The organism is Aquabacter sp. DMC10, from assembly GCF_056314145.1.
Map to the genome: position 1 here is coordinate 498295 of NZ_JBQUYX010000001.1, position 18942 is coordinate 517236.

Below are 18942 nucleotides of genomic sequence, written 5' to 3' on the forward strand. Positions count from 1 at the left end.
CCGGAGCCCGAAACGCGCCTAGTCTGAAGCGGTGCGGTGGCGCGGGCGATGATCGCGCCGCGCCGCCGGCTTTCGGGGAGGCCCGTCATGCGCATCGTCATTCTCGGCGCCGGCGTCATCGGCACCACGCTCGCTTATTACCTGGCCGAAGAAGGCCATGAGGTGGAGGTGATCGAGCGGCAGGCGGGGGCGGGGCTGGAGACTTCCTTTGCCAATGCGGGCGAGGTTTCGCCCGGCTATTCCGCCCCCTGGGCGGGGCCGGGCCTGCCCCAGAAGGCCATCAAATGGCTGCTCATGTCCCACCCGCCTCTGGTGGTGCGCCCGCGCCTCGACCTGGACATGATCCGCTGGGGCCTGCACTTGCTCGCCAATTGCACGGAAAGCCGCTACGCCCGCAACAAGGGGCGCATGGTGCGCCTTGCCGAATATAGCCGCGACTGCCTGATCGCCCTGCGCCAGCGGACCGGCGTGCAATATGACGCCCGCATGCAGGGCACGCTGCAACTGTTCCGCACCCAGGCCCAGCTGGACCATGTGGGCTCCGACACCGCCGTGCTCGACCGCTTCGGCGTGCCCTATGAGATCCTCGACCCCGCCGGCTGCGTCGCCGTGGAACCGGCGCTGGCGCGGGTGGCGGGCAAATATGCCGGCGGCCTGCGCCTGCCCGGCGACGAGACCGGCGACTGCTTCAAATTCACCACCGCCCTGGCGGCGCTGGCCGCAGAACGGGGCGCCGTCTTCTCCTATGGGCGGACCATTGCCGGCATCGAGACGGCGGGAGACAAGATCACCGGCGTTCGCACCGACCGGGGGCTGGCGACGGGGGATGTCTATGTGGCGGCGCTCGGCTCCTATTCCACGGCGCTTTTGAAGACCATCGGGCTGTCCGTGCCGGTCTATCCGGTGAAGGGGTATTCGCTCACCGTGCCCATCACCGATGCGGCCGGGGCGCCGGAATCCACCGTCATGGACGAGACCTTCAAGGTGGCGGTGACCCGCCTCGGTGATCGCATCCGGGCGGGCGGCACGGCGGAACTGGCCGGCTTCGACCTCACCTTGCGCCCGAGCCGCCGGGGCACGCTGGAACATGTGGTGCGCGATCTCTTCCCCGATGGCGGCAAGGTGGAGACCGGCACCTTCTGGACTGGCCTTCGCCCCATGACGCCGGACGGCACGCCGGTGCTGGGACCGACCCGCTATGCCAATCTGCACCTGTCCACCGGCCACGGCACGCTGGGCTGGACCATGGCGGCGGGCACCGGGCGGGTGATGGCCGATCTCATCACCGGGCGGAAGCCGGAGATCGACATGGAGGGCCTCACCCTTTCCCGCTACCGCTGACGCCGCAAGGGTTGGCGGCCTGATTTTCCCGTCCGCCCCCCTGCGGCATTAACGCCATTTCAATCTCCCCGCCCCATGCTCCCGAGCATGACGCGCGGAGTGTTCAGGTATCTCGTAGCCCCGCTCGTCTGCGTGGGGCTCCTGTCGGGCTGTCGGTTCGGACTGTTCGACCGACGGGAGCCCTGGCGCGCCGAGGCGGAAGAGCAGTGCATCGCCCAGAAGGGCGTCACCGTCTCGGCCTATGTGGAGCCGGCCTCCGCCATCAACGGCCCCGGCGTCTGCGGCATGGAGCATCCCTTCCGCATCAGCGCTTTCGAGGACGGCCAGGTGGAGGTGAAGCCCCGCGCGGTGCTGGCCTGCCCCATGGTGCGCAACGTCAACCTCTGGCTTGAGGAAGTGGTGCAGCCGGCCGCCATGGCCTGGATGGGCGCGCCGGTGGTGGGCATCACCCAGATGTCCTCCTATTCCTGCCGCGGCATGAATGGCGACCCCACCGCCAAGATTTCCGAGCACGCCTTCGGCAATGCCCTGGACATTGGCGGCTTCCGCTTCGCGGACGGGCGCGAGATCACGGTGAAGAACAATTGGCGCGGCCCCAATGAGGCGCGCGGCTTCCTGCTGCAGGTGCAGGCGGGGGCGTGCGACGTGTTCACCACCACGTTGGCTCCGGGCTCCAACATCTTCCACTACGACCATCTGCATGTGGACCTGATGCGCCACGCCAAGAACGGCACCATCTGCAAGCCCAAGCCCACCCCCATGCCGCCCCCCGTCATGGCGCGCCAGCAGATGCCCTTGAAGGCGCCGCAGGGCAATCCGATCATCGCCCCGCCCTCCTTCCCCTATGGCAACCCGCCGCCCGCCGCCGCGCCCGAGCCCATGCCGCAGAAGGCGCCGGGCGCCGGCTATGGGGTACCCATGTCGAGCCTGCCCCCCGCCGCGCCGGACTATGGCGCCCGGGGCGCGGGGGCGCCCATGGACATCTCGCCCCATCCTCAAGGCATGGTGCAGGGCGCGGCGCCCCAGGCCGAGCCGCCGGCCCAGGCCGGTTATCCGCCGCCTTATGTGAAGGCGGCACCGCCGCCGAGCAACGATCCCTTCCAGCGCGTGCTCATGCCGCCCGGAGCGGTGCCGCAGCCTTCCACGCTCCGGCCGCCCGGCCCCATGTCCTATGCGCCCACGTCCAACACGCCCCTGTCCTATGCGCCAGCCCAGAGCGGACCGGAGGAAACCGGCTCGGTGCCGCAGCGCCGCTATTATTCCGTGCCCCTCCCCCAGGCCTCCCCCATCCCCCTGCCTCCGGCCGAGGCGGGGGCTGACTGAGCCGTCCGGCTCGGCCCTGACCGAGGTCCGGGCAAGACCCTTCGCGCCACGAGGGCGGGGCTAGGGGGCCAAGGGCCAAGGGCCAAGGGCTAGGGGCCAAGGGCTAGGGGCTAGGGGCCAGGGAGACCATGGGGGCGGCGGGCTCAGGCCGCGTCCCCTCCTCCCGTGACGAGATCGATGAAGGCCCGCACCGGTCTCGGCACGAAGCGCTGAGCGGGATAGACGAGGAAGACGGGCGCCGGCGGGGTGGCATAGGCGGGCAGCACCTGCACCAAGGCCTCGCCGGTGACGAAGTCGGGCAGAAGGCCGATGCCAAGGCCCTTCGCCACGCAGGCGCGCACCGTGTTCATGTCATCGCAGGCGAGCCGCGCCGATGGCGCGATCTCGACCGGAACGCCGTCCGGCCCCCACAGCTCCAGCCGCTCCGGCAGCACGGACAGTCCGACCCAATCATGCTGCGCCACCTCGGCCGGCGTCCCCGGCACGCCACGCCGGGCCACATAGGCGGGAGAAGCCCAAATCTTGAGGCGACCCATCATCCAGCGCCGCACCACCAGGGACGAATCCGGCAGGCCCCGGCTGGCGCGGATGGCCAGGTCGATGCCCTCAGCCAGCAGGTCCAGCTTGGCATTGGTGACGATGAGCTGCACCCGCGCCCGCGGATGGGCCGCCAGATAAGCGGCGACGACGGGAACCAGCGCGGTGGCGGCGAGGTCGGAGGGCGCGGTGAGGCGGAGCACGCCGGCGACCTCCTGCACCGTCTCGGTGAGCTCCCGCTCGCCCTCCGCCACTTCGGCGAGCGCGCGGGCGCAGCGCTCATAATAGGCCTGCCCGGCGGGGGTGACATGGAGGCGGCGGGTGGTGCGCTGGATCAGCGTGATGCCAAGGCGGGCCTCCAGCCGCGCAATCCTGGCGCTGACCGTCGTGGTGGGCATGCCCAGGCGGCGGGCGGCGCCAGAGAAACTGCCGGCGCTCACCACTTCCACGAACACCTCGATGCCGTCCAGCATCCGCGCCTCGGGAGGATTATGCAATCATCTGCATAGTCCTTCCCTTTTATCCTGGATAGTGGATTTTCTCGGAGACGCTAGCGTAGCGATATGGCGCTCCGGCTGGTGCGCCGCCTTCCCGGAGATCCTCCATGACCGCCGCCGCTGCCGCCCCCCGCCGTCGCAATGTCCTTCTCATCGGCCTGTGGACCGTCCAGATCCTGCTCGCGCTCTTCTATGGCGGCGTCGGTCTGATGAAGTTCTCCCAGCCCATCGCGGCCCTGGCCGCCAGCATGAGCTGGGTCAGCGTCTTCCCCGCCTTCATGGTGCGCTTCATCGGGCTCGCGGAACTGGCGGGCGCCCTCGGCCTCATCTTGCCGGTGCTCACGGGCATCCTGCCGCGCCTCACCGTCTATGCGGGCCTCGGGCTCACGGTGCTGCAGATGTGCGCCATGATCTATCACCTGGGTGTCGGGGAGTTCATGGTCCTCCCCTTGAACCTGGTGCTGCTGGCGCTGGCCGCCTTTGTCTTCTGGGGCCGCGCGCGTCTCATTGCGGCCTGAGCGCAAAACAAAAGGGGGCGGCCGCCGGCCTATGCCGATGGCCGCCCCCTTTTGGGTATGGAACCTTATTCCGCCGCTTGCGGCAGCGCCGCCGGCTTTGTCCAGCGCAGCACCGGGGAGCGGGCGGCGCGGGTTTCGTCCAGGCGGCGGCGCGGGGCGTAATGGGGCGCGCCGAGGAAGCGCTCCTTGTCCCCCGCCTTGGCGGCGAAGGCGAGATCGCGCAGGGCACCGATGAATAGGTCCAGGGTGGCCTTGGACTCGCTCTCGGTGGGCTCGATCAGCATGGCGCCGTGCACCACCAGCGGGAAATACACCGTCATGGGGTGGTAGCCCTCGTCGATCAGGGCCTTGGCCACGTCCAGCGTGGACAGCCCCGTGCCGGCGAGCCAGGCATCGTCGAACAGCGCCTCATGCATGGCCGGCCGCTCGCCGAAGGGCACGCTCATCACGTCCTTCAGGCTGGCGCGGATGTAATTGGCGGAGAGCACCGCATCCTCGGAAGCCTGCCGCATGCCGTCGGCTCCGTGGGAGAACATCCAGGCCAAGGCGCGGACAAACATGCCCATCTGGCCGTGGAACGCGCTCATGCGGCCGAGCGCCTGCTCGGCGCCCGCATCGCCTTCCGCTTCCACGAGGCGCAGGCCATTGCCGTCCGCCACCAGCGCCGGCACCGGCGCGAAGGGGGCAAGGGCCTTGGACAGCACCACCGGCCCCGCCCCCGGCCCGCCGCCGCCATGGGGCGTGGAGAAGGTCTTGTGCAGGTTGATGTGCATGGCGTCGACGCCGAGATCGCCGATCCGCACCTTGCCGAGGATGGCGTTGAAGTTCGCCCCATCCGCATAGAAATAGGCGCCCGCTGCGTGGACGGCGGCGGCGATCTCCACCACGTCGGCCTCGAACAGGCCGCAGGTGTTGGGATTGGTCAGCATGAGCGCCGCCACCTGCGGGGTGAGCGCCGCCTTCACGCTTTCCGGGTCCACCGTGCCGTCCGGGCGGGCGGGGATGGACTTCACCTCATAGCCGATCAGGGCGGCGGTGGCCGGATTGGTGCCGTGGGCACTCTCGGGCACCAGCACGATGTGGCGCTTCTGGCCGGACGCCTCGTGGGCGGCCTTGATGGCCATCATGCCGCACAACTCACCGTGCGCCCCCGCCTTGGGGGTGAAGGCCAGGCCGCTCATGCCGGTGAGCGTCAGCAGCCAGCGGCTGAGTTCCGAGATGACGCCCAGCGCCCCCTGCACTGTGGACTGGGGCTGGAGCGGGTGCACATCGGCAAAGCCGGGAAGACGCGCCATGCGCTCGTTCAGGCGCGGATTGTGCTTCATGGTGCACGATCCCAGCGGGAACAGGCCGCTGTCGATGCCGTAATTCATGCGCGACAGGCGCACATAATGGCGCATGGCCTCCGGCTCGGAGAGGCCGGGCAAGCCGAGGGGGGCGGTGCGCTCCAGCCCGCCGAGGCGGGGCGTGAAGGGCGCGGGCTCGTCGAGATCGACGCCGGTGACCTCCGCGCGGCCGACCTCGAACAGCAGGCCCTCTTCCAGCTCAAGGGCCCGGTTGCCGGTGAAGGTGTCGGGGCCGGCGGCGGGGCTCGCGGCTTGGGTGATCTGTGCGGGCGTGGTGGCGCCGCGTCCTTCGCGATTCATGAGCGCACCTCGAACAGTCGGGCGGCAGCCGCCATGGGCGCCGCAATCCCCTCTCCCGCGAAGCGGGGGAGGGTGAGGGAGGGGGACACGCGGGAGAGGGAGCGCGTCGCGCGAATGGAGATGGCGGCGGTCATGCCAGCACCTCGTTCAGCGCGGCCGCATAGGCGGCGCGATCCTCGTCCGTGGTCACCTCGGTGGCGGCCACCAGGATCAGGTCATCAAGCCCCGCCTTGGGCGCGAGGCGGGAATAGGGCACGCCGCCGAGAATGCCCTTCGCGGCCAGCTTCTCCACCACTTCGGCCGCATTGCCGGCGACGCGGATGGTGAATTCGTTGAAGAAGGAGGCGTTCACCACCGCCACCTTGTCGAGGGCGGCGAGCTTGTCGGCCAGATCGCAGGCGGCCGCATGGTTGATGCGGGCGAGCCGCGTCAGGCCGGCTTCGCCCAAGAGCGAGAGATGGATGGTGAAGGCCAGCGCGCACAGGCCGGAATTGGTGCAAATGTTGGAGGTGGCCTTCTCGCGGCGGATGTGCTGCTCGCGGGTGGAAAGCGTCAGCACAAAGCCGCGCCGGCCTTCCGCATCCACCGTCTCGCCGGCGAGGCGCCCGGGCATCTGGCGCACGAACTTGGCGCGGGTGGCGAACAGGCCCACATAGGGCCCGCCGAAATTCAGGGCATTGCCGATGGACTGGCCCTCGCCCACCACAATGTCCGCGCCCTGGGCGCCCGGAGGCTCCACAAGGCCCAGCGACACCGCCTCGGTGAAAACAGCCACCAGGAGCGCGCCGGCCGCATGGGCCTTCTCGGCGATGGGTTTCAGATCCACCAGATTGCCGAACACGTCGGGGCTCTGAACGACCACGCAGGAGACGGTTTGGTCGATGGCCGAGAGGATGTCCTCGCCCCCCGCCGGAACCGGGGCCAGGCTCTCCAGCGGCAGGTCCGCATAGCGGCTCACCGTGGCGATGGTCTCGCGATAATGGGGGTGCAGGTTCCCCGCCAGCACCGCCTTGCCCCGCTTGGTGAGCCGATGAGCCATCAGCACCGCCTCGGCGGCGGCGGTGGAGCCGTCATACATGGAGGCGTTGGCCACCTCCATGCCGGTCAGTTCCGCCACCTGGGTCTGGAACTCGAACAGATATTGCAGCGTGCCCTGCGCGATCTCGGGCTGGTAGGGCGTGTAGGAGGTCAGGAACTCCGAACGCTGAATCAGATGGTCGACCGTCGCCGGCACATGGTGGCGATAGGCGCCCGCGCCCACGAAGAAGGGCACCGAACCGGCCGGCACGTTGCGGGCGGCGAGGCGCGAGAGCGCGCGCTCCACCTCCATCTCGCCGCGGCGCAGCGGCAGATCGGGGAGCGCCGTCTGGCGCTTGTCGGCGGGGATGTCGGCGAACAATTCGTCCACGGCGGAGACGCCGATGCGCGCCAGCATGTCGGCGCGATCCTCTGGCGTCAGGGGCAAGTATCTCATGTCAGGCTTCCTGGCACCCGCCTCAGGCGGGCGGCAACACGGGGGAAATGACGATGTCCGCGCGCAGGGAATGCCCCACATAGCATTCCTCATGGGCGCGGTGATGAAGGGCGGCGATGTCCTCGGCCGAGGGGAGCTTCTCGCCGGAGAAGCGGGCATCGGGGTTCAGCGTGATGCGCGCCACATAGAGCTTGCCGGCGGCGTTCGGGCCCATCTCGCCCACTGCGGCGTCGGCATAGCTGTCCACCACGAAGCCGGCCCTGCGGGCGAAATCCAGGAAGAACAGCATGTGGCAGCTGGCGAGCGCCCCCACCAGCGCCTCCTCCGGGTCGATGGCGTCCTCCCGCGAGAGCGGGGGACGCACCACCAAGGGCGAGGAGGAGCCGGGGAAGGAGAGGCCGTCAAAGGCCCACACATGGCCCCGGCTATAGCGGCCGTCGGAAAAGACAGCCTCGCCCCGGCTCCAGGAGATGGTGGCGTGATAGGCGTGGGCCATGGGTGTCCCCTCAGGTATGGGCGGCGATACCGACCGTCAGGCGATGGTTTCGAGGAAGGCCTTGTAGTCCGCCTCGGTCATAAGGCCGTCGAACTCGGCGGGATTGGTGAGCTTCAGCTTCAGGAACCAGCCTTTGCCTTCCGCATCCTCATTGACGGTGGCGGGGGCGGCCTCCAGCTCGGAATTGACTTCCACCACCTCGCCGGAGAGCGGCGCATAGACTTCGCTGGCCGCCTTCACGCTCTCGACCACGGCGGCTTCCTTGCCCTGCTCCACGGTCTTGCCGATCTCGGGCAGTTCCACATAGACCACGTCGCCCAGCGCGTTCTGGGCGTAGTCGGTGATGCCGACCACGACCACGTCGCCTTCCAGGCGGACATATTCGTGATCCTTGGTGTAGCGGGTCTCGGTCATCGGTCAGTTCCCCCGGGGAGCGGTTGGGCGGGCATAGCGGTTCGGCACGAACGGCAGTGTGACGACGGTGGCGGGCAAGGCCTTGCCGCGCACCAGGATTTCAAGGGCGGTGCCGGGCGCGGCGAGCGCGGGCGGCACATAGCCCATGGCGATGGGCGCATTGAGCGTGGGGGCAAAGCCGCCGGAGGTGATCTTGCCGACCACAGCGCCGTCCTTGGCGATCTCGGCGCCCTCGCGGGCGGGGGCGCGGCCCTCCAGCTTGAGGCCCACGCGCACCCGCGCAGGTCCCTCCTTCAACTCGCGCTGGATGCGCGCCGCGCCGGGAAAGCCGCCCTCCTCCCGCCGCCGCTTCTGCATGGACCAGACGAGACCGCCTTCCACCGGCGAGGTGGTGGGGTCGATGTCATGGCCGTAAAGGCAGAGGCCGGCTTCCAGGCGCAGGGAATCGCGGGCACCGAGGCCGATGGGCTTGACCTCCGGCTCGGCGAGCAGCGCCTCCCACACCTTCACCGCCTCGGCGGCGGGGATGGAGATTTCATAGCCGTCCTCGCCGGTATAGCCGGAGCGGGAGATGTGGGCATAGGCGCCGGCCACCGTGGTGGGGCTGGCGCTCATGAAGGTGAGGGCCGCCGCCTCGGGGCTGAGGCGCGCCAGCACCTGCGCGGCCTTGGGACCCTGCAGCGCCAGGAGCGCGCGGTCCTCCTGCACGTGAAGGGCAACGCCCTCCGGCAGGTGGGCGCGGATAAGGGCATAGTCGGCATCCTTGGTGGCGGCGTTCACCACCAGGATCAGCTTGCCGTCCATCTGCGGATCGAGCGGGCGGGTGACCATGAGGTCATCCAGGATGCCGCCATCCTCCCCGAGAAGCTGGGAATAGCGCTGCTGGCCGAGCTTCAGATTGAGGAAGTCCGCCGGGCACAGAGCTTCCAGCGCCCGCGCGGTGGTGGCGTGGTCCGGCCCCACCAGGAGCGCCTGGCCCATGTGGGAGACATCGAACAGGCCGGCTTCCGCGCGCGTCCAGGCGTGTTCCGCCAGTATGCCCTGCGGATATTGCACCGGCATCTCATAGCCGGCAAACGGCACGAGGCGGGCGCCGAGGGCGGCATGGGCCGCGTGAAGGGGGGTGTGGAGAAGGGGGGCGTCGTCGTGAGCCTGCGCCATTCCGAGATCCTGAGGGTCGCGCCAAAACAAACGGGCCTTTCGGCCCGCGCGGCGCCCCCTCTGTCACCGGAACCTGAGAGATTTCACCGCGCCCGGTGGAACGGGCACGGATTACTCCTTCGGTGAGACGCAGGTGTGACCCCCGTCTGCTTTCCAGAGGCTCGTCCCCCTGCGGCCCTTTTGCCTGAGCGGTTCCGGGGCGGTTGCGCCTTCGGCGCCGGCGCTGGATCCGCCCGATGCGGAAACGGCCGGTCTCTCCCGCAGGGATCGTCCGATTGCCGGCAGAATCCTCCGCCAGCGGTCGCGAGCATAGAGGATCGCGGCGCCGCGTCAACGCGGCGCACAAAAGCAAAGGGCGGGCCGGGGCGCTCAAACGCCCCGAACCCGCCCGTTTCAGGCCCGAGCCGCCCGCCTCACTGGCTGGGCGCGGGGGCGAAAGTGCCGGGAGGCGGGCCGAAGGTGGCGCCGCCGCTGCTGCTGTTGGAGAAGCCGCCCGTGCTGCTGGAACCGCTGCTGCTGGGCGGCGGGGCAAATCCGCCACCGCTGGAGGTGCCGGACGAGCTGGAGCTGCTCGACGAGCCCGAAGAGGTGGTCGACCGCGACGAACCGGACGTGCTGGAGGACGCGGCCGCCGGAGCCGTGGCGGCAGGCGCGGCGGCGGCGGGCGCCGTGGCAGCGGGCGTTGCCGGGCGCGGCTTGGACGTGGTGGTGCGCGGACGGCTCGTCTCCGTGCCGCCCTTGGGGTCGAAGCCCACATAGACCACGTATTTTTCCACGTCGGCGGGATTGCTGAGCGGGAAGGACAGCTGGTCCTCCACCACCGAGAACAGCAACTGGTTCTCGCCCGCCGGAATGTTCAGCGGCACCGTGAAGAATTTGGAGGTGATGGTCTTGGGGTTCGGCCCCTCCTGCACCACCGCGATGCGGATCGGCACCGACAGGCCGCCCGGCGTGCCCTTCTCTCCGAGCACGACGCGGCCCTCGATGCCCACCTTCATGGTCATGGTGGTGCCGTTGATGGCGCATTCGCGGGCGAGGGTGGCGATGGTGGCCTGGTATTTCAGGCCGCCATTGCCCGGCACTTGCCAGATGCCGGCGCCGGTGCGCACGTCCAGCACCGGGCAGGAATAGTCCACGGCATTGGCGCCGGTGCCCACGGTCAGGTTGGGCGGGGCGGCGGACGGTCCGCCGACGCCGGCCACCGCCTGGTCGGAGATGCGGGTGCCGACACCCGGCTCCACATCCACGGCGGGGGCGCCGAACGTCCCCTGGGAGTTCCCGCCGCCGGCGCAACCCGCCAAGGCCAGGGACAGTGCGGCAGGCACAAGCAAGCGCACCGGCCAGGTCGCATTGAAGGGCATAGGCATCAGGCTGCTCCCATCCTCCTGCTTTTTCGCGCAAATCTATAACAGAATGTTAAGCCGGCGTGCGAGGCCCGCCCCGCTTCCGAACCGAGCGGGCGCCAACTATCGCAAAGCATGGTTACCGGCGGGGGCTTTGCCGCCCGCCCGCCTCAGCCGCCCGACAGGCCTTCAGGGCGCCCCACCACCACGGTGAGGGCCTTGCGGGCGTCGGTGAGGCGGCGCGCCACACGGGCGAGGTCCTCCAGCGTCACCGCCTCGATGAGCGCGTTGCGCTTGTCGATATAGTCGATGCCCAGCTGGTCGATCTGGATCTGGAGCAGTTGGCCGGCGACCTTGGACGAGGTGTCGAAGCGCAGCGCATAGGAGCCGGTGAGATAGCTCTTGGCTTCCTTCAGCTCCTCGGCGGTGGGCCCCTTGTCCAGGATAGTGGCGAACTCCTCGCCGATGATGCGGATGGATTCGCCCGCCCGCTCGTTCTTGGTGGCGGTGCCGGCGAACCACAGGCCCGCATGGTCGAGGGCCACCTGATAGGAATAGACGGAATAGGCAAGCCCGCGGGCCTCGCGCACCTCCTTGAAGAGGCGGGAGGAAAAGGCGCTGCCGCCGAGGATGTGGTTGAGCACATAGGCCGGGATGAAATCCGGGTCCTTGCGCTCCAGGCCCACGGTGCCCATCAGCACCACCGACTGGGGCACCGCCAGGGGGATCACGTCCACCGTGCCGATGCCCTTGGGGGCCACATCCGCCACCGGGGTCAGGTCCGCCTTGTCCGGCAGGGCGCCGAACACCTTGTCCAGTTCCTGGCCGAGTTCCTCGGGCGTGATGTCGCCGACCACGGCGATGCGCAGGTTGGAGCGGGCGAGCGTGCGCTTGGCAAAGCCCTGGAGATCGGCCCTGGTGATGGTGGGCACGCTCACCAGCGTGCCGTCCACCGGCCGGCCATAGGGATGGTTCGGGAAGGCGATGGAGAACCAGCGCTCGCTGGCCAATGCATTGGGATCGGTGGAGCGGCGGCGCAGGCCGGCGAGCTGTGCGGCGCGGATGCGCTCCACCGCCTCGTCGTCGAAGCGCGGCTGCGTCACCGACAGGCGCAGCAGGTCAAAGGCCGCGTCGCGGTTCTCCGACAAGGTGCGCACCGAGCCGCGCACCTCGTCGCGATTGGCGTCGAAATGCAGCTCGATGGCCTTGTCCGCCAGAGCGCGATGGAACGCCTCCGCATCCATCTCGCCGGCGCCCTCGTCCAGCAGCGAGGCGGCGAGGCTGGCGACGCCGGGACGATCGGCCGGGTCCTGCGCGGCGCCGCCGAGGAACGCAAATTCCATGGCGATGAGGGGCAAGGTGGTGTCGCGCACCAGCCAGGCCTCAATGCCGCCGGGGCTCACCACCTTGGCAATGCGGGTGGTCTTGGACTGGGCTTGGGCGGTGGTGACGAGGGAAAGGGTCATGGCTACCAATAAGAAGAGACCGGCAAGACCCGCAAGGGCATAGTTTCCCGCCGACAGGCCGGCCGGGAAGCCGGCGCGGCGCGCGGCGGAAGGGAAAGGCGCGGAAGACACCGCAGAGGCGCGGGCGCGCCTCACGAACGATTCTCCTTGGGCGGAGTGGGCGCCGCCCCGTCCTTGGCCGGGGCCGGCGGCTGGGTGAGATAGCCGGTCACCGCGCGGTCGAGGGTCAGGTAGCGCTGCATGGCCGCCTTCACGTCGTCCGCGGTCACCGCCTTGATGCGGTCCGGCCACTGGTTCACGTCGTCCACCGAGATGCCGGTGGCCCAGGCCGCCCCATAGATGCGGGCGAGCGTCGCCTGGTTGTCGCGGGCATAGATGGCGTCCGCCGTCATGCGGGTCTTGGCGCGGGCCAGTTCCAGCTCGTCCGGCCCCTCGGTGGCGAGCTTGGCCACCGCCGCGTCCACCGCCTGCTCCAGGGTTTCAAGGGTCACGCCCGGGCGGGGCGAGGCGGACACGCCGAAGCGGGTCGCGTCATAGGCCGTGCTCTGATACCAGGCGCCGGCACCGGCCGCGAGGCCCTTGTCCACCACCAGGGTGCGATACAGCCGGCCGGTCTGGCCGCCGCCGAGGATCTGCGCGGCCACGTCCAGGGCCTCCGCCTCGCCGGGCTTGGCGGTACGGTAGGACGGCACGAGATAGGTGCGCTGAAGGCTCGGCTGGGCGACGCGTGGGTCGGCCAGGGAGACCCGGCGATGGGCCTGCGGCTCGGGCTCCTGCGGCCGGTTGCGCGGCGGCGTGTCGGCCCGGGCGACCTTGCCATAGGTCTTTTCGGCGAGCGCCAGCACGTCCTTGGGCTCCACATCGCCCGCCACCACCAGCACCGCATTGTTGGGCGCATAGAAGCGCCGATAGAAGGCGAGCGCGTCGGTGCGGTTGAGCGCCTTGATCTCGTGCTCCCAGCCGATGATGGGATGCTGGTAGGGATGGTTCACATAGGTGGCCGCCTGCAGCGCCTCGGCAAGGCGCGCGCCGGGATCATTGTCGGTGCGCATGCGGCGCTCTTCCAGCACCACGTCGCGCTCGGGCAGCACCACCTCGTCGGAGAGCTTGAGGCCGGTCATGCGGTCGGCCTCGAAGGCCATCACCTTCTCCAGGTGCTCCTTGGCCACCCGCTGGTAATAGGCGGTGTAGTCCTGGGAGGTGAAGGCATTCTCCTGCCCGCCGAGCCGCGCCACCTCGGCCGAGAACACGCCGGGGGCGTTCTTCTCGGTGCCCTTGAACATGAGATGCTCAAGGAAATGGGCGATGCCGGACTTGCCGGGCTGCTCGTCCGCCGAGCCCACCTGGTACCAGACCATGTGGGTGACCACCGGCGTGCGGTGATCGGGAATGACCATCACCTTCAGGCCGTTTTTCAACTCGAACTGGCTCACCTCCGGCCCGCCGGCCAGAGAGGTCTGGGCGGTGGCGGCGGCGGTGCCCGCGGCGATCAGAACGGCCATGGCGATGCGTCTCAATGTCACGATGAAAATCTTTCCGGGCGGTTCAGCGGGCGGGCCGGAACGGCCGCCCGGACGCGTCGGTGCTACGCTTTCAGCCGGAAGCGGGGGCGGCAGAGGCCGCCGCGCGGGTCACAAACGGACCCGCGTGCCGCCGCAGCCTTACTTGGAACCGGTATTCTGGAGGTCGAAGAAGCTCGGCAGCTTGAACGGCTCCTCCTTCTTCTCCACCGTGCCATAGGGCGCGTTGGGCGCCGGGGTCTGATAGCCGGGCGGGGGCTGGGTCAGCGCCTCGCGGGTGGGCTCGCCATTGAACACCAGCGGCTTGTCCTGCTCGCCGGTGAAGGCGCCGAGGTTCCAGCCCTTGAAGCCCAGTTCGCTCGGCATCAGCTCGTCACGCGCCCGGCCGGTGTTCGGCTCGGTGACGCGATTGGAGGCCTGGGGCTTGAACTTGGGATTGTTGAGCTGGGACGGCAGGATCGGGTTGCCGGGATCATCGCGCCGCAGCGGGGTCTTGTCGTCGGCCTTGGCGGCCTGGGCGCGCTGGAGATCGTAATCCTTCGGCCAATTGGGATTGGTGGTCGCGGCGCTCGGCTTGGGCGCGGGCAGCGTATTGGCGGACTGGCCGGGCGGCACCACCAGCGGGGGACGCTCGCGATACTGGATCTCGGGCTTATCGCCCTCCGTGATGCCGACCACGGCCAGGATGTTCTGGAAGAAGTCTCCATCATCCGCCCGCGCCGCGGTGCCGGGCAGGGCCAGACCCGCCGCCAGCGCCACCGCCGGCAGGAGGGAGGCCTTCACGCCGGCGCCAAACGGGGACACGCGAGAGGGGGCCGTCCGAGAAACGGACGCCCGAAACCCGTTCCTGGCGCGATCGCGCGTCTTCTCGGAAGGTCTCGTGCTCGGTCGCATGGACATGTCCTCTAGGCTTTCTTCCACCCGCGGTGCCCGTGAAGGCCCCAGGGTCACTCCCTAGGGCTGGCCCCTGAGGGCGGCGTTTTTGAGGCACGCGCAAAGAGGGCATCATAAAGAAGCAGGGCCACGCCCACAACGACCGCCACATCGGCGATGTTGAACACGTACCAGCGCAGGCCGAAGGCGTGGAGCGAGATGAAGTCGAACACCGCCCCATAGACCAGCCGGTCCACCGCATTGCCGATGGCCCCGCCGATGAGCAGGCCCAGCGCGAAGGCCTCAAAGCCGCGCCGGGTGCGGGCCAGCCACACCCCGAACAGCACCGCCGCCGCCGCATTGATGGCCACCAGCACCCAGCGCCCGGCCTCTCCCTGGGGGAAGAGGCCGTAGCTGATGCCGGTGTTCCAGATGGCGACGAAGTCCAGGAACGGCGTCACCGTCACCAGCCGCTCGGTCCAGGTCTCCGACCAGTGGAGCACGGCCACCTTGCTCGCCTGGTCGAGGACCAGGGAGGCGAGCGCCGTGAGAAGGCCGAGCCGCAGCGCCGACATGGTCAGGCTGCCTTCGCCGCCGCCAGTTCGCGCAGCGCCTGCGCGTCCCGGGGGGTGACATCGGGATAGTCGGGGTCGGCGCCCACCTCGGTGGACACCTTCCAGGAGCGGGCGCATTTGGTGCCCACCGCCGGCACCGGCTCCACCGCAACGCCCGGCACGTCCTCCAGGCGGAAGGCCTCCGCCGGGCCTTCGTCCAGCAGCACCACGGCGCCGGAGGTGATGCACACCTCCGCCATGTCGACGCCGGCGAGGGCGGCGGCAAGCTCGGGATTGCTCACATGGATGCGGGGCGCGGCTTCCAGCGAGGAGCCCATGCGCTTGGCGGCGCGCTCCACCTCCAGCGCGCCCAGCACCACCCGGCGCACCGAGCGGATCTTGCGCCAAGTCTCGGCCAGGGCCTCGTTGCGCCATTCCGCCGGGGTGGCGGGGAAGGTCAGCAGGTGCACCGAGCCCTCCTGGTCACCCGTGCGGGCGATATAGGCCTCCTCGCAGGTGAAGGGCAGGATGGGCGCGAGCCAGGTCACCACGCGGTTGAAGGTCTCCTCCAGTACGGTCAGGCAGGCCCGGCGCGTCAGCGAGGAGATGGGATCGCAATAAAGCGCGTCCTTGCGCACGTCGAAATAGAAGGCGGACAGCTCGGTGGTCATGAAGTTGGTGACCAGCGCGTGCACCTTCTTATAGTCGAAGGCCACATAGGCAGCGCGCACCTGGCCGTCCAACTCCTGCAGACGATGGAGGACGAGGCGCTCCAGCGCCGGCATGTCGGCGAACGCCACCTTCTCCGCCGCCCGGTAATGGTGCAGCGAGCCCAAGAGCCAGCGGATGGTGTTGCGCAGCTTGCGATAGGTGTCGGCGGTGGTCTTCAGGATTTCCGGGCCGATGCGCAGGTCATCCGAATAGTCGGAGGCGCAGACCCACAGGCGCAATATGTCGGCGCCGGACGCCTTGATGACCTCCTGGGGGGAGACCACGTTGCCCAGCGACTTGGACATTTTGCGCCCGTCCTCGTCCAGCACGAAGCCGTGGGTGAGCACGGCGTCATAGGGCGGGCGGCCGCGGGTGCCGCAGCTTTCCAGGAGCGAGGAATGGAACCAGCCGCGATGCTGGTCCGAGCCTTCCAGATACATCACCCGGTCGGGGCCGTTGGGGGCGCGGTTGGCCTTCAGGTCGGCGCGCTTTTCCAAGGTGAAGGCGTGGGTCGATCCGGAATCGAACCACACGTCCAGGATGTCGTCCACCTTCACCCAGCCCTCGGCGGCGCGCTCGGCCAGGAAGCGCGCGCGGGCGCCTTCCTTGTACCAGGCGTCCGCGCCTTCTTCCTCGAAGGCGGCGACGATGCGGGCATTGACGGCGGCGTCTTTCAGGATCTCCACCGCCCCGTCGCCCTTGTCCTTCACGAAGACGGCAATGGGCACGCCCCAGGCGCGCTGGCGGGAGACCACCCAGTCCGGCCGGTTGGCGATCATGCCGGTGATGCGGTTCTCGCCCACCTCCGGCACCCATTGCACGGTCTTGATGCCCGCCAGCGCCCGCTCGCGCAGGGTGTCCGGCACATTGCCCGGCAAGGTGGCGGGGCGCGGCGCGGGGCGGCCGTGCTCATCGCGGATGTCCTGGTCCATGGCGATGAACCATTGGGGCGTATTGCGGAAGATGACCGGCTTCTTGGAGCGCCAGGAATGGGGATATTGGTGCTTCACCCGGCCGCGCGCCAGCAGCGTGCCGGCTTCCACCATGGCCTTGATGACCGCCTCGTTGGCGTCGCCCTTCTCGCCCTTCTCGGTGATGACGCGCTTGCCCGCGAAGCCGGGGGCCTGGGCGGTGTAGAGGCTGTCCTCGTCCACCGTATAGGGAATGGCGGGATTGATGCCGCGCTCCTCCAGCCAGCGGCGATGGGCCACCCACACCTCGAAGTCCTCGCGGCCATGGCCGGGGGCGGTGTGCACGAAGCCGGTGCCGGCCTCGTCGGTGACGTGGAAGCCGTCGACCATGGGCACGGTGAAGTCGTAGCCGCCAAGGTTCAGGCTTGCCAGCGGATGGTTGAGCAGCGTGACGGAGAGTTCCTCGGCGCTCACGTCGCACACGCGCCGGAAGGCGGTGACGCGGGCGGCCTTGAAGACCTCATCCGCCAGCTTGTCGGCCAGCACGATCTGATCGCCCGTGCGGGTCCAATTCTCGGCCGGGGCGTCGGTGACCTCATAGAGGCCATAGGCGATCTTGGGGGAATAGCAGACCGCGCGGTTGCCGGGGATGGTCCAGGGCGTGGTGGTCCAGATGGCGACCGAGGTGCCGGCGAGCGGCCCACCGCCCTTCACTGGAAACTTCACCCACACCGTATCCGACGTGTGGTCGTGATACTCCACCTCCGCCTCGGCCAAGGCGGTCTTCTCCACCACCGACCACATGACGGGCTTGGAGCCGCGATAGAGCAGGCCGTTCTCGGCGAACTTGATGATCTCGCGGGCGATCTGCGCTTCGCCGAGATACGACATGGTGGTGTAGGGGTGGGTCCAGTCGCCCTCCACGCCCAGGCGCTTGAATTCGGTGCGCTGCTCGTTCAGCCAGTGCTCCGCATAGGCGCGGCATTCCTGGCGGAAGGCGATCATGGCCGCGCTGTCGGTCAGGTCCGGCTTGGCCTTGCCCTTCTTGCGGTAATTTTCTTCCTCGATCTTCCACTCGATGGGCAGGCCGTGGCAGTCCCAGCCGGGCACATAGTTGGAATCGTGGCCCAGCATCTGCTGCGAGCGCGTCACCACGTCCTTCAGGATCTTGTTGAGCGCGTGGCCGATATGGATGTTGCCATTGGCATAAGGCGGGCCGTCATGCAGCACGAAGCGCGGGCGACCATGGCCTTCCTCGCGCAGGCGGCGATAGAGGCCGAGCCGCTCCCAGCGCTCCAGCAGCTCCGGCTCCTTCTTGGGCAGCCCGCCCCGCATGGGGAATTCGGTCTGCGGCAGGAAGAGCGTGGCGGAATAATCGGGGGCGCTGGCGTCTGCGGTCTTGTCGGCGGTCTTGTCGGTCATGGTCAGGCTCGATAGGGGTCCGTGCTGCGCGATGGGCGTTGGAGCGTCGGGCCGGGGGTCACGCGGGGCAACCCGATCCCGGCATGCGCCTTGATCCCGGCCGGCCCGCGCGCGCGTCAGGCGCGCCCAGGGGCGACCGGGCCGGTAATTCGCGCGGCGATGAGCGGGCGCGGGATCGCGCGCAGGGACGAAAAACGCATGGCCGGCTTCTATCAGGCCCCGCCCCGCCGGGAAAGCCTGCCGTGAACGTGGCGTCCAAACGCGGCGTCCAAACGTCGCGTCCATGCGCGCGTCAAGAGGAACGGGGCGCGTTGGGGGCGGGGAGACGGCGCGGGCGCAGGTGAGCCTTCCTTGAGCCTTCCTGTCGCCGCTGCCGCATCGCCCCATTCTCCCATTGCACGGGGCCGCTGACCCCTCTTCGCTAAGACCTGCCCCACCGGGCGCCTCGCCCCCGCGCCCCCTCCCCCACCCTCCCCCGCTTTGCGGGAGAGGGAGCCTGTCTCGCCCGGGGAGAGGTCTGGATGGTAGACGCCCGTGACGGCAGAACCACCGCCCCGACCGGGCGCACGGAAGTCCCCTCTCCCGCGAAGCGGGGGAGGGTTAGGGAGGGGGCAGGGCCAGAGCTCCAAATTACCCGGATTGAGAAAAATATCCTATAATATATTCCTATTTCCGTGAACCTCTGCTATGGTGTCCTCACCTGGCACCAAGGAGGGGCGCGTCCGGAGCGGCCTG

16 protein-coding genes and 2 riboswitches are annotated in these 18942 nt (G+C 69.1%); of the genes, 3 read left to right on the plus strand and 13 right to left on the minus strand.

Annotated elements, in window-relative coordinates:
• Positions 1 to 87: 87 nt before the first annotated feature.
• Both ACT54L_RS02310 and ACT54L_RS02315 read left to right on the plus strand, forming a co-directional pair.
• The gene (locus tag ACT54L_RS02310) at positions 88 to 1341 is read left to right on the plus strand and encodes a D-amino acid dehydrogenase (RefSeq protein ID WP_476083921.1); all 1254 of its coding nucleotides are present in this window, start codon (positions 88 to 90) and stop codon (positions 1339 to 1341) included.
• Positions 1342 to 1440: 99 nt separating this feature from the next.
• Complete coding sequence (locus tag ACT54L_RS02315; RefSeq protein ID WP_476083922.1) at positions 1441 to 2664, plus strand: extensin-like domain-containing protein; 1224 nt, start codon at positions 1441 to 1443, stop codon at positions 2662 to 2664.
• 143 nt (positions 2665 to 2807) lie between these two features.
• On the opposite strand, the gene ACT54L_RS02320 is transcribed toward ACT54L_RS02315, so the two are convergent.
• Positions 2808 to 3698 (minus strand): LysR family transcriptional regulator, encoded by an 891-nt coding sequence (locus ACT54L_RS02320; RefSeq protein ID WP_476083923.1) that lies wholly within the window; start codon positions 3696 to 3698, stop codon positions 2808 to 2810.
• Positions 3699 to 3805: 107 nt separating this feature from the next.
• Here ACT54L_RS02320 and ACT54L_RS02325 point away from each other — a divergent pair, with 107 nt between their 5' ends.
• Complete coding sequence (locus ACT54L_RS02325; RefSeq protein ID WP_476083924.1) at positions 3806 to 4216, plus strand: DoxX family protein; 411 nt, start codon at positions 3806 to 3808, stop codon at positions 4214 to 4216.
• A gap of 65 nt (positions 4217 to 4281) precedes the next feature.
• On the opposite strand, the gene gcvPB is transcribed toward ACT54L_RS02325, so the two are convergent.
• The 12 genes from gcvPB to ileS all read right to left on the minus strand — a co-directional run bounded on the left by gcvPB (position 4282) and on the right by ileS (position 18207).
• Complete coding sequence (gene gcvPB, locus ACT54L_RS02330) at positions 4282 to 5862, minus strand: aminomethyl-transferring glycine dehydrogenase subunit GcvPB (RefSeq protein ID WP_476083925.1); 1581 nt, start codon at positions 5860 to 5862, stop codon at positions 4282 to 4284.
• Positions 5859 to 5996 (minus strand): hypothetical protein, encoded by a 138-nt coding sequence (locus ACT54L_RS02335; RefSeq protein WP_476083926.1) that lies wholly within the window; start codon positions 5994 to 5996, stop codon positions 5859 to 5861. The genes gcvPB and ACT54L_RS02335 overlap by 4 nt, the downstream gene beginning before the upstream one ends.
• Positions 5993 to 7336: an aminomethyl-transferring glycine dehydrogenase subunit GcvPA gene (gene gcvPA / locus ACT54L_RS02340; RefSeq protein WP_476083927.1), complete on the minus strand. Its 1344-nt coding sequence runs from the start codon at positions 7334 to 7336 to the stop codon at positions 5993 to 5995. Before gcvPA ends, ACT54L_RS02335 begins: the two co-directional genes overlap by 4 nt.
• Positions 7337 to 7358: 22 nt before the next feature.
• Entirely contained in the window at positions 7359 to 7832 is a 474-nt protein-coding gene (locus ACT54L_RS02345; protein ID WP_476083928.1) for an OsmC family protein, read from the minus strand.
• 36 nt (positions 7833 to 7868) lie between these two features.
• A complete protein-coding gene (gene gcvH, locus ACT54L_RS02350) occupies positions 7869 to 8246 on the minus strand; it encodes a glycine cleavage system protein GcvH (RefSeq protein WP_476083929.1) in 378 nt (125 codons plus the stop codon).
• Between the two features lie 3 nt (positions 8247 to 8249).
• Positions 8250 to 9407 carry a glycine cleavage system aminomethyltransferase GcvT gene (gcvT, locus tag ACT54L_RS02355; protein ID WP_476083930.1) on the minus strand — a complete coding sequence of 386 codons (1158 nt, stop codon included), beginning with the start codon at positions 9405 to 9407 and terminating at the stop codon, positions 8250 to 8252.
• Positions 9408 to 9464: 57 nt separating this feature from the next.
• Positions 9465 to 9567, minus strand: a riboswitch (glycine riboswitch).
• A gap of 2 nt (positions 9568 to 9569) precedes the next feature.
• Positions 9570 to 9678, minus strand: a riboswitch (glycine riboswitch).
• A 142-nt stretch (positions 9679 to 9820) separates the two neighbouring features.
• A complete protein-coding gene (locus tag ACT54L_RS02360) occupies positions 9821 to 10774 on the minus strand; it encodes a hypothetical protein (protein ID WP_476083931.1) in 954 nt (317 codons plus the stop codon).
• Positions 10775 to 10920: 146 nt separating this feature from the next.
• Positions 10921 to 12216 (minus strand): M16 family metallopeptidase, encoded by a 1296-nt coding sequence (locus ACT54L_RS02365; RefSeq protein ID WP_476083932.1) that lies wholly within the window; start codon positions 12214 to 12216, stop codon positions 10921 to 10923.
• Positions 12217 to 12347: 131 nt separating this feature from the next.
• On the minus strand, positions 12348 to 13718 hold the full coding sequence (locus tag ACT54L_RS02370) for a M16 family metallopeptidase (RefSeq protein ID WP_476084401.1): 1371 nt from the start codon (positions 13716 to 13718) through the stop codon (positions 12348 to 12350).
• 159 nt (positions 13719 to 13877) lie between these two features.
• Positions 13878 to 14540: a hypothetical protein gene (locus ACT54L_RS02375; RefSeq protein ID WP_476083933.1), complete on the minus strand. Its 663-nt coding sequence runs from the start codon at positions 14538 to 14540 to the stop codon at positions 13878 to 13880.
• Between the two features lie 143 nt (positions 14541 to 14683).
• Positions 14684 to 15184 carry a signal peptidase II gene (lspA, locus tag ACT54L_RS02380; RefSeq protein WP_476083934.1) on the minus strand — a complete coding sequence of 167 codons (501 nt, stop codon included), beginning with the start codon at positions 15182 to 15184 and terminating at the stop codon, positions 14684 to 14686.
• Positions 15185 to 15186: 2 nt separating this feature from the next.
• Positions 15187 to 18207 (minus strand): isoleucine--tRNA ligase, encoded by a 3021-nt coding sequence (ileS, locus tag ACT54L_RS02385; RefSeq protein ID WP_476083935.1) that lies wholly within the window; start codon positions 18205 to 18207, stop codon positions 15187 to 15189.
• Positions 18208 to 18942: the final 735 nt, after the last annotated feature.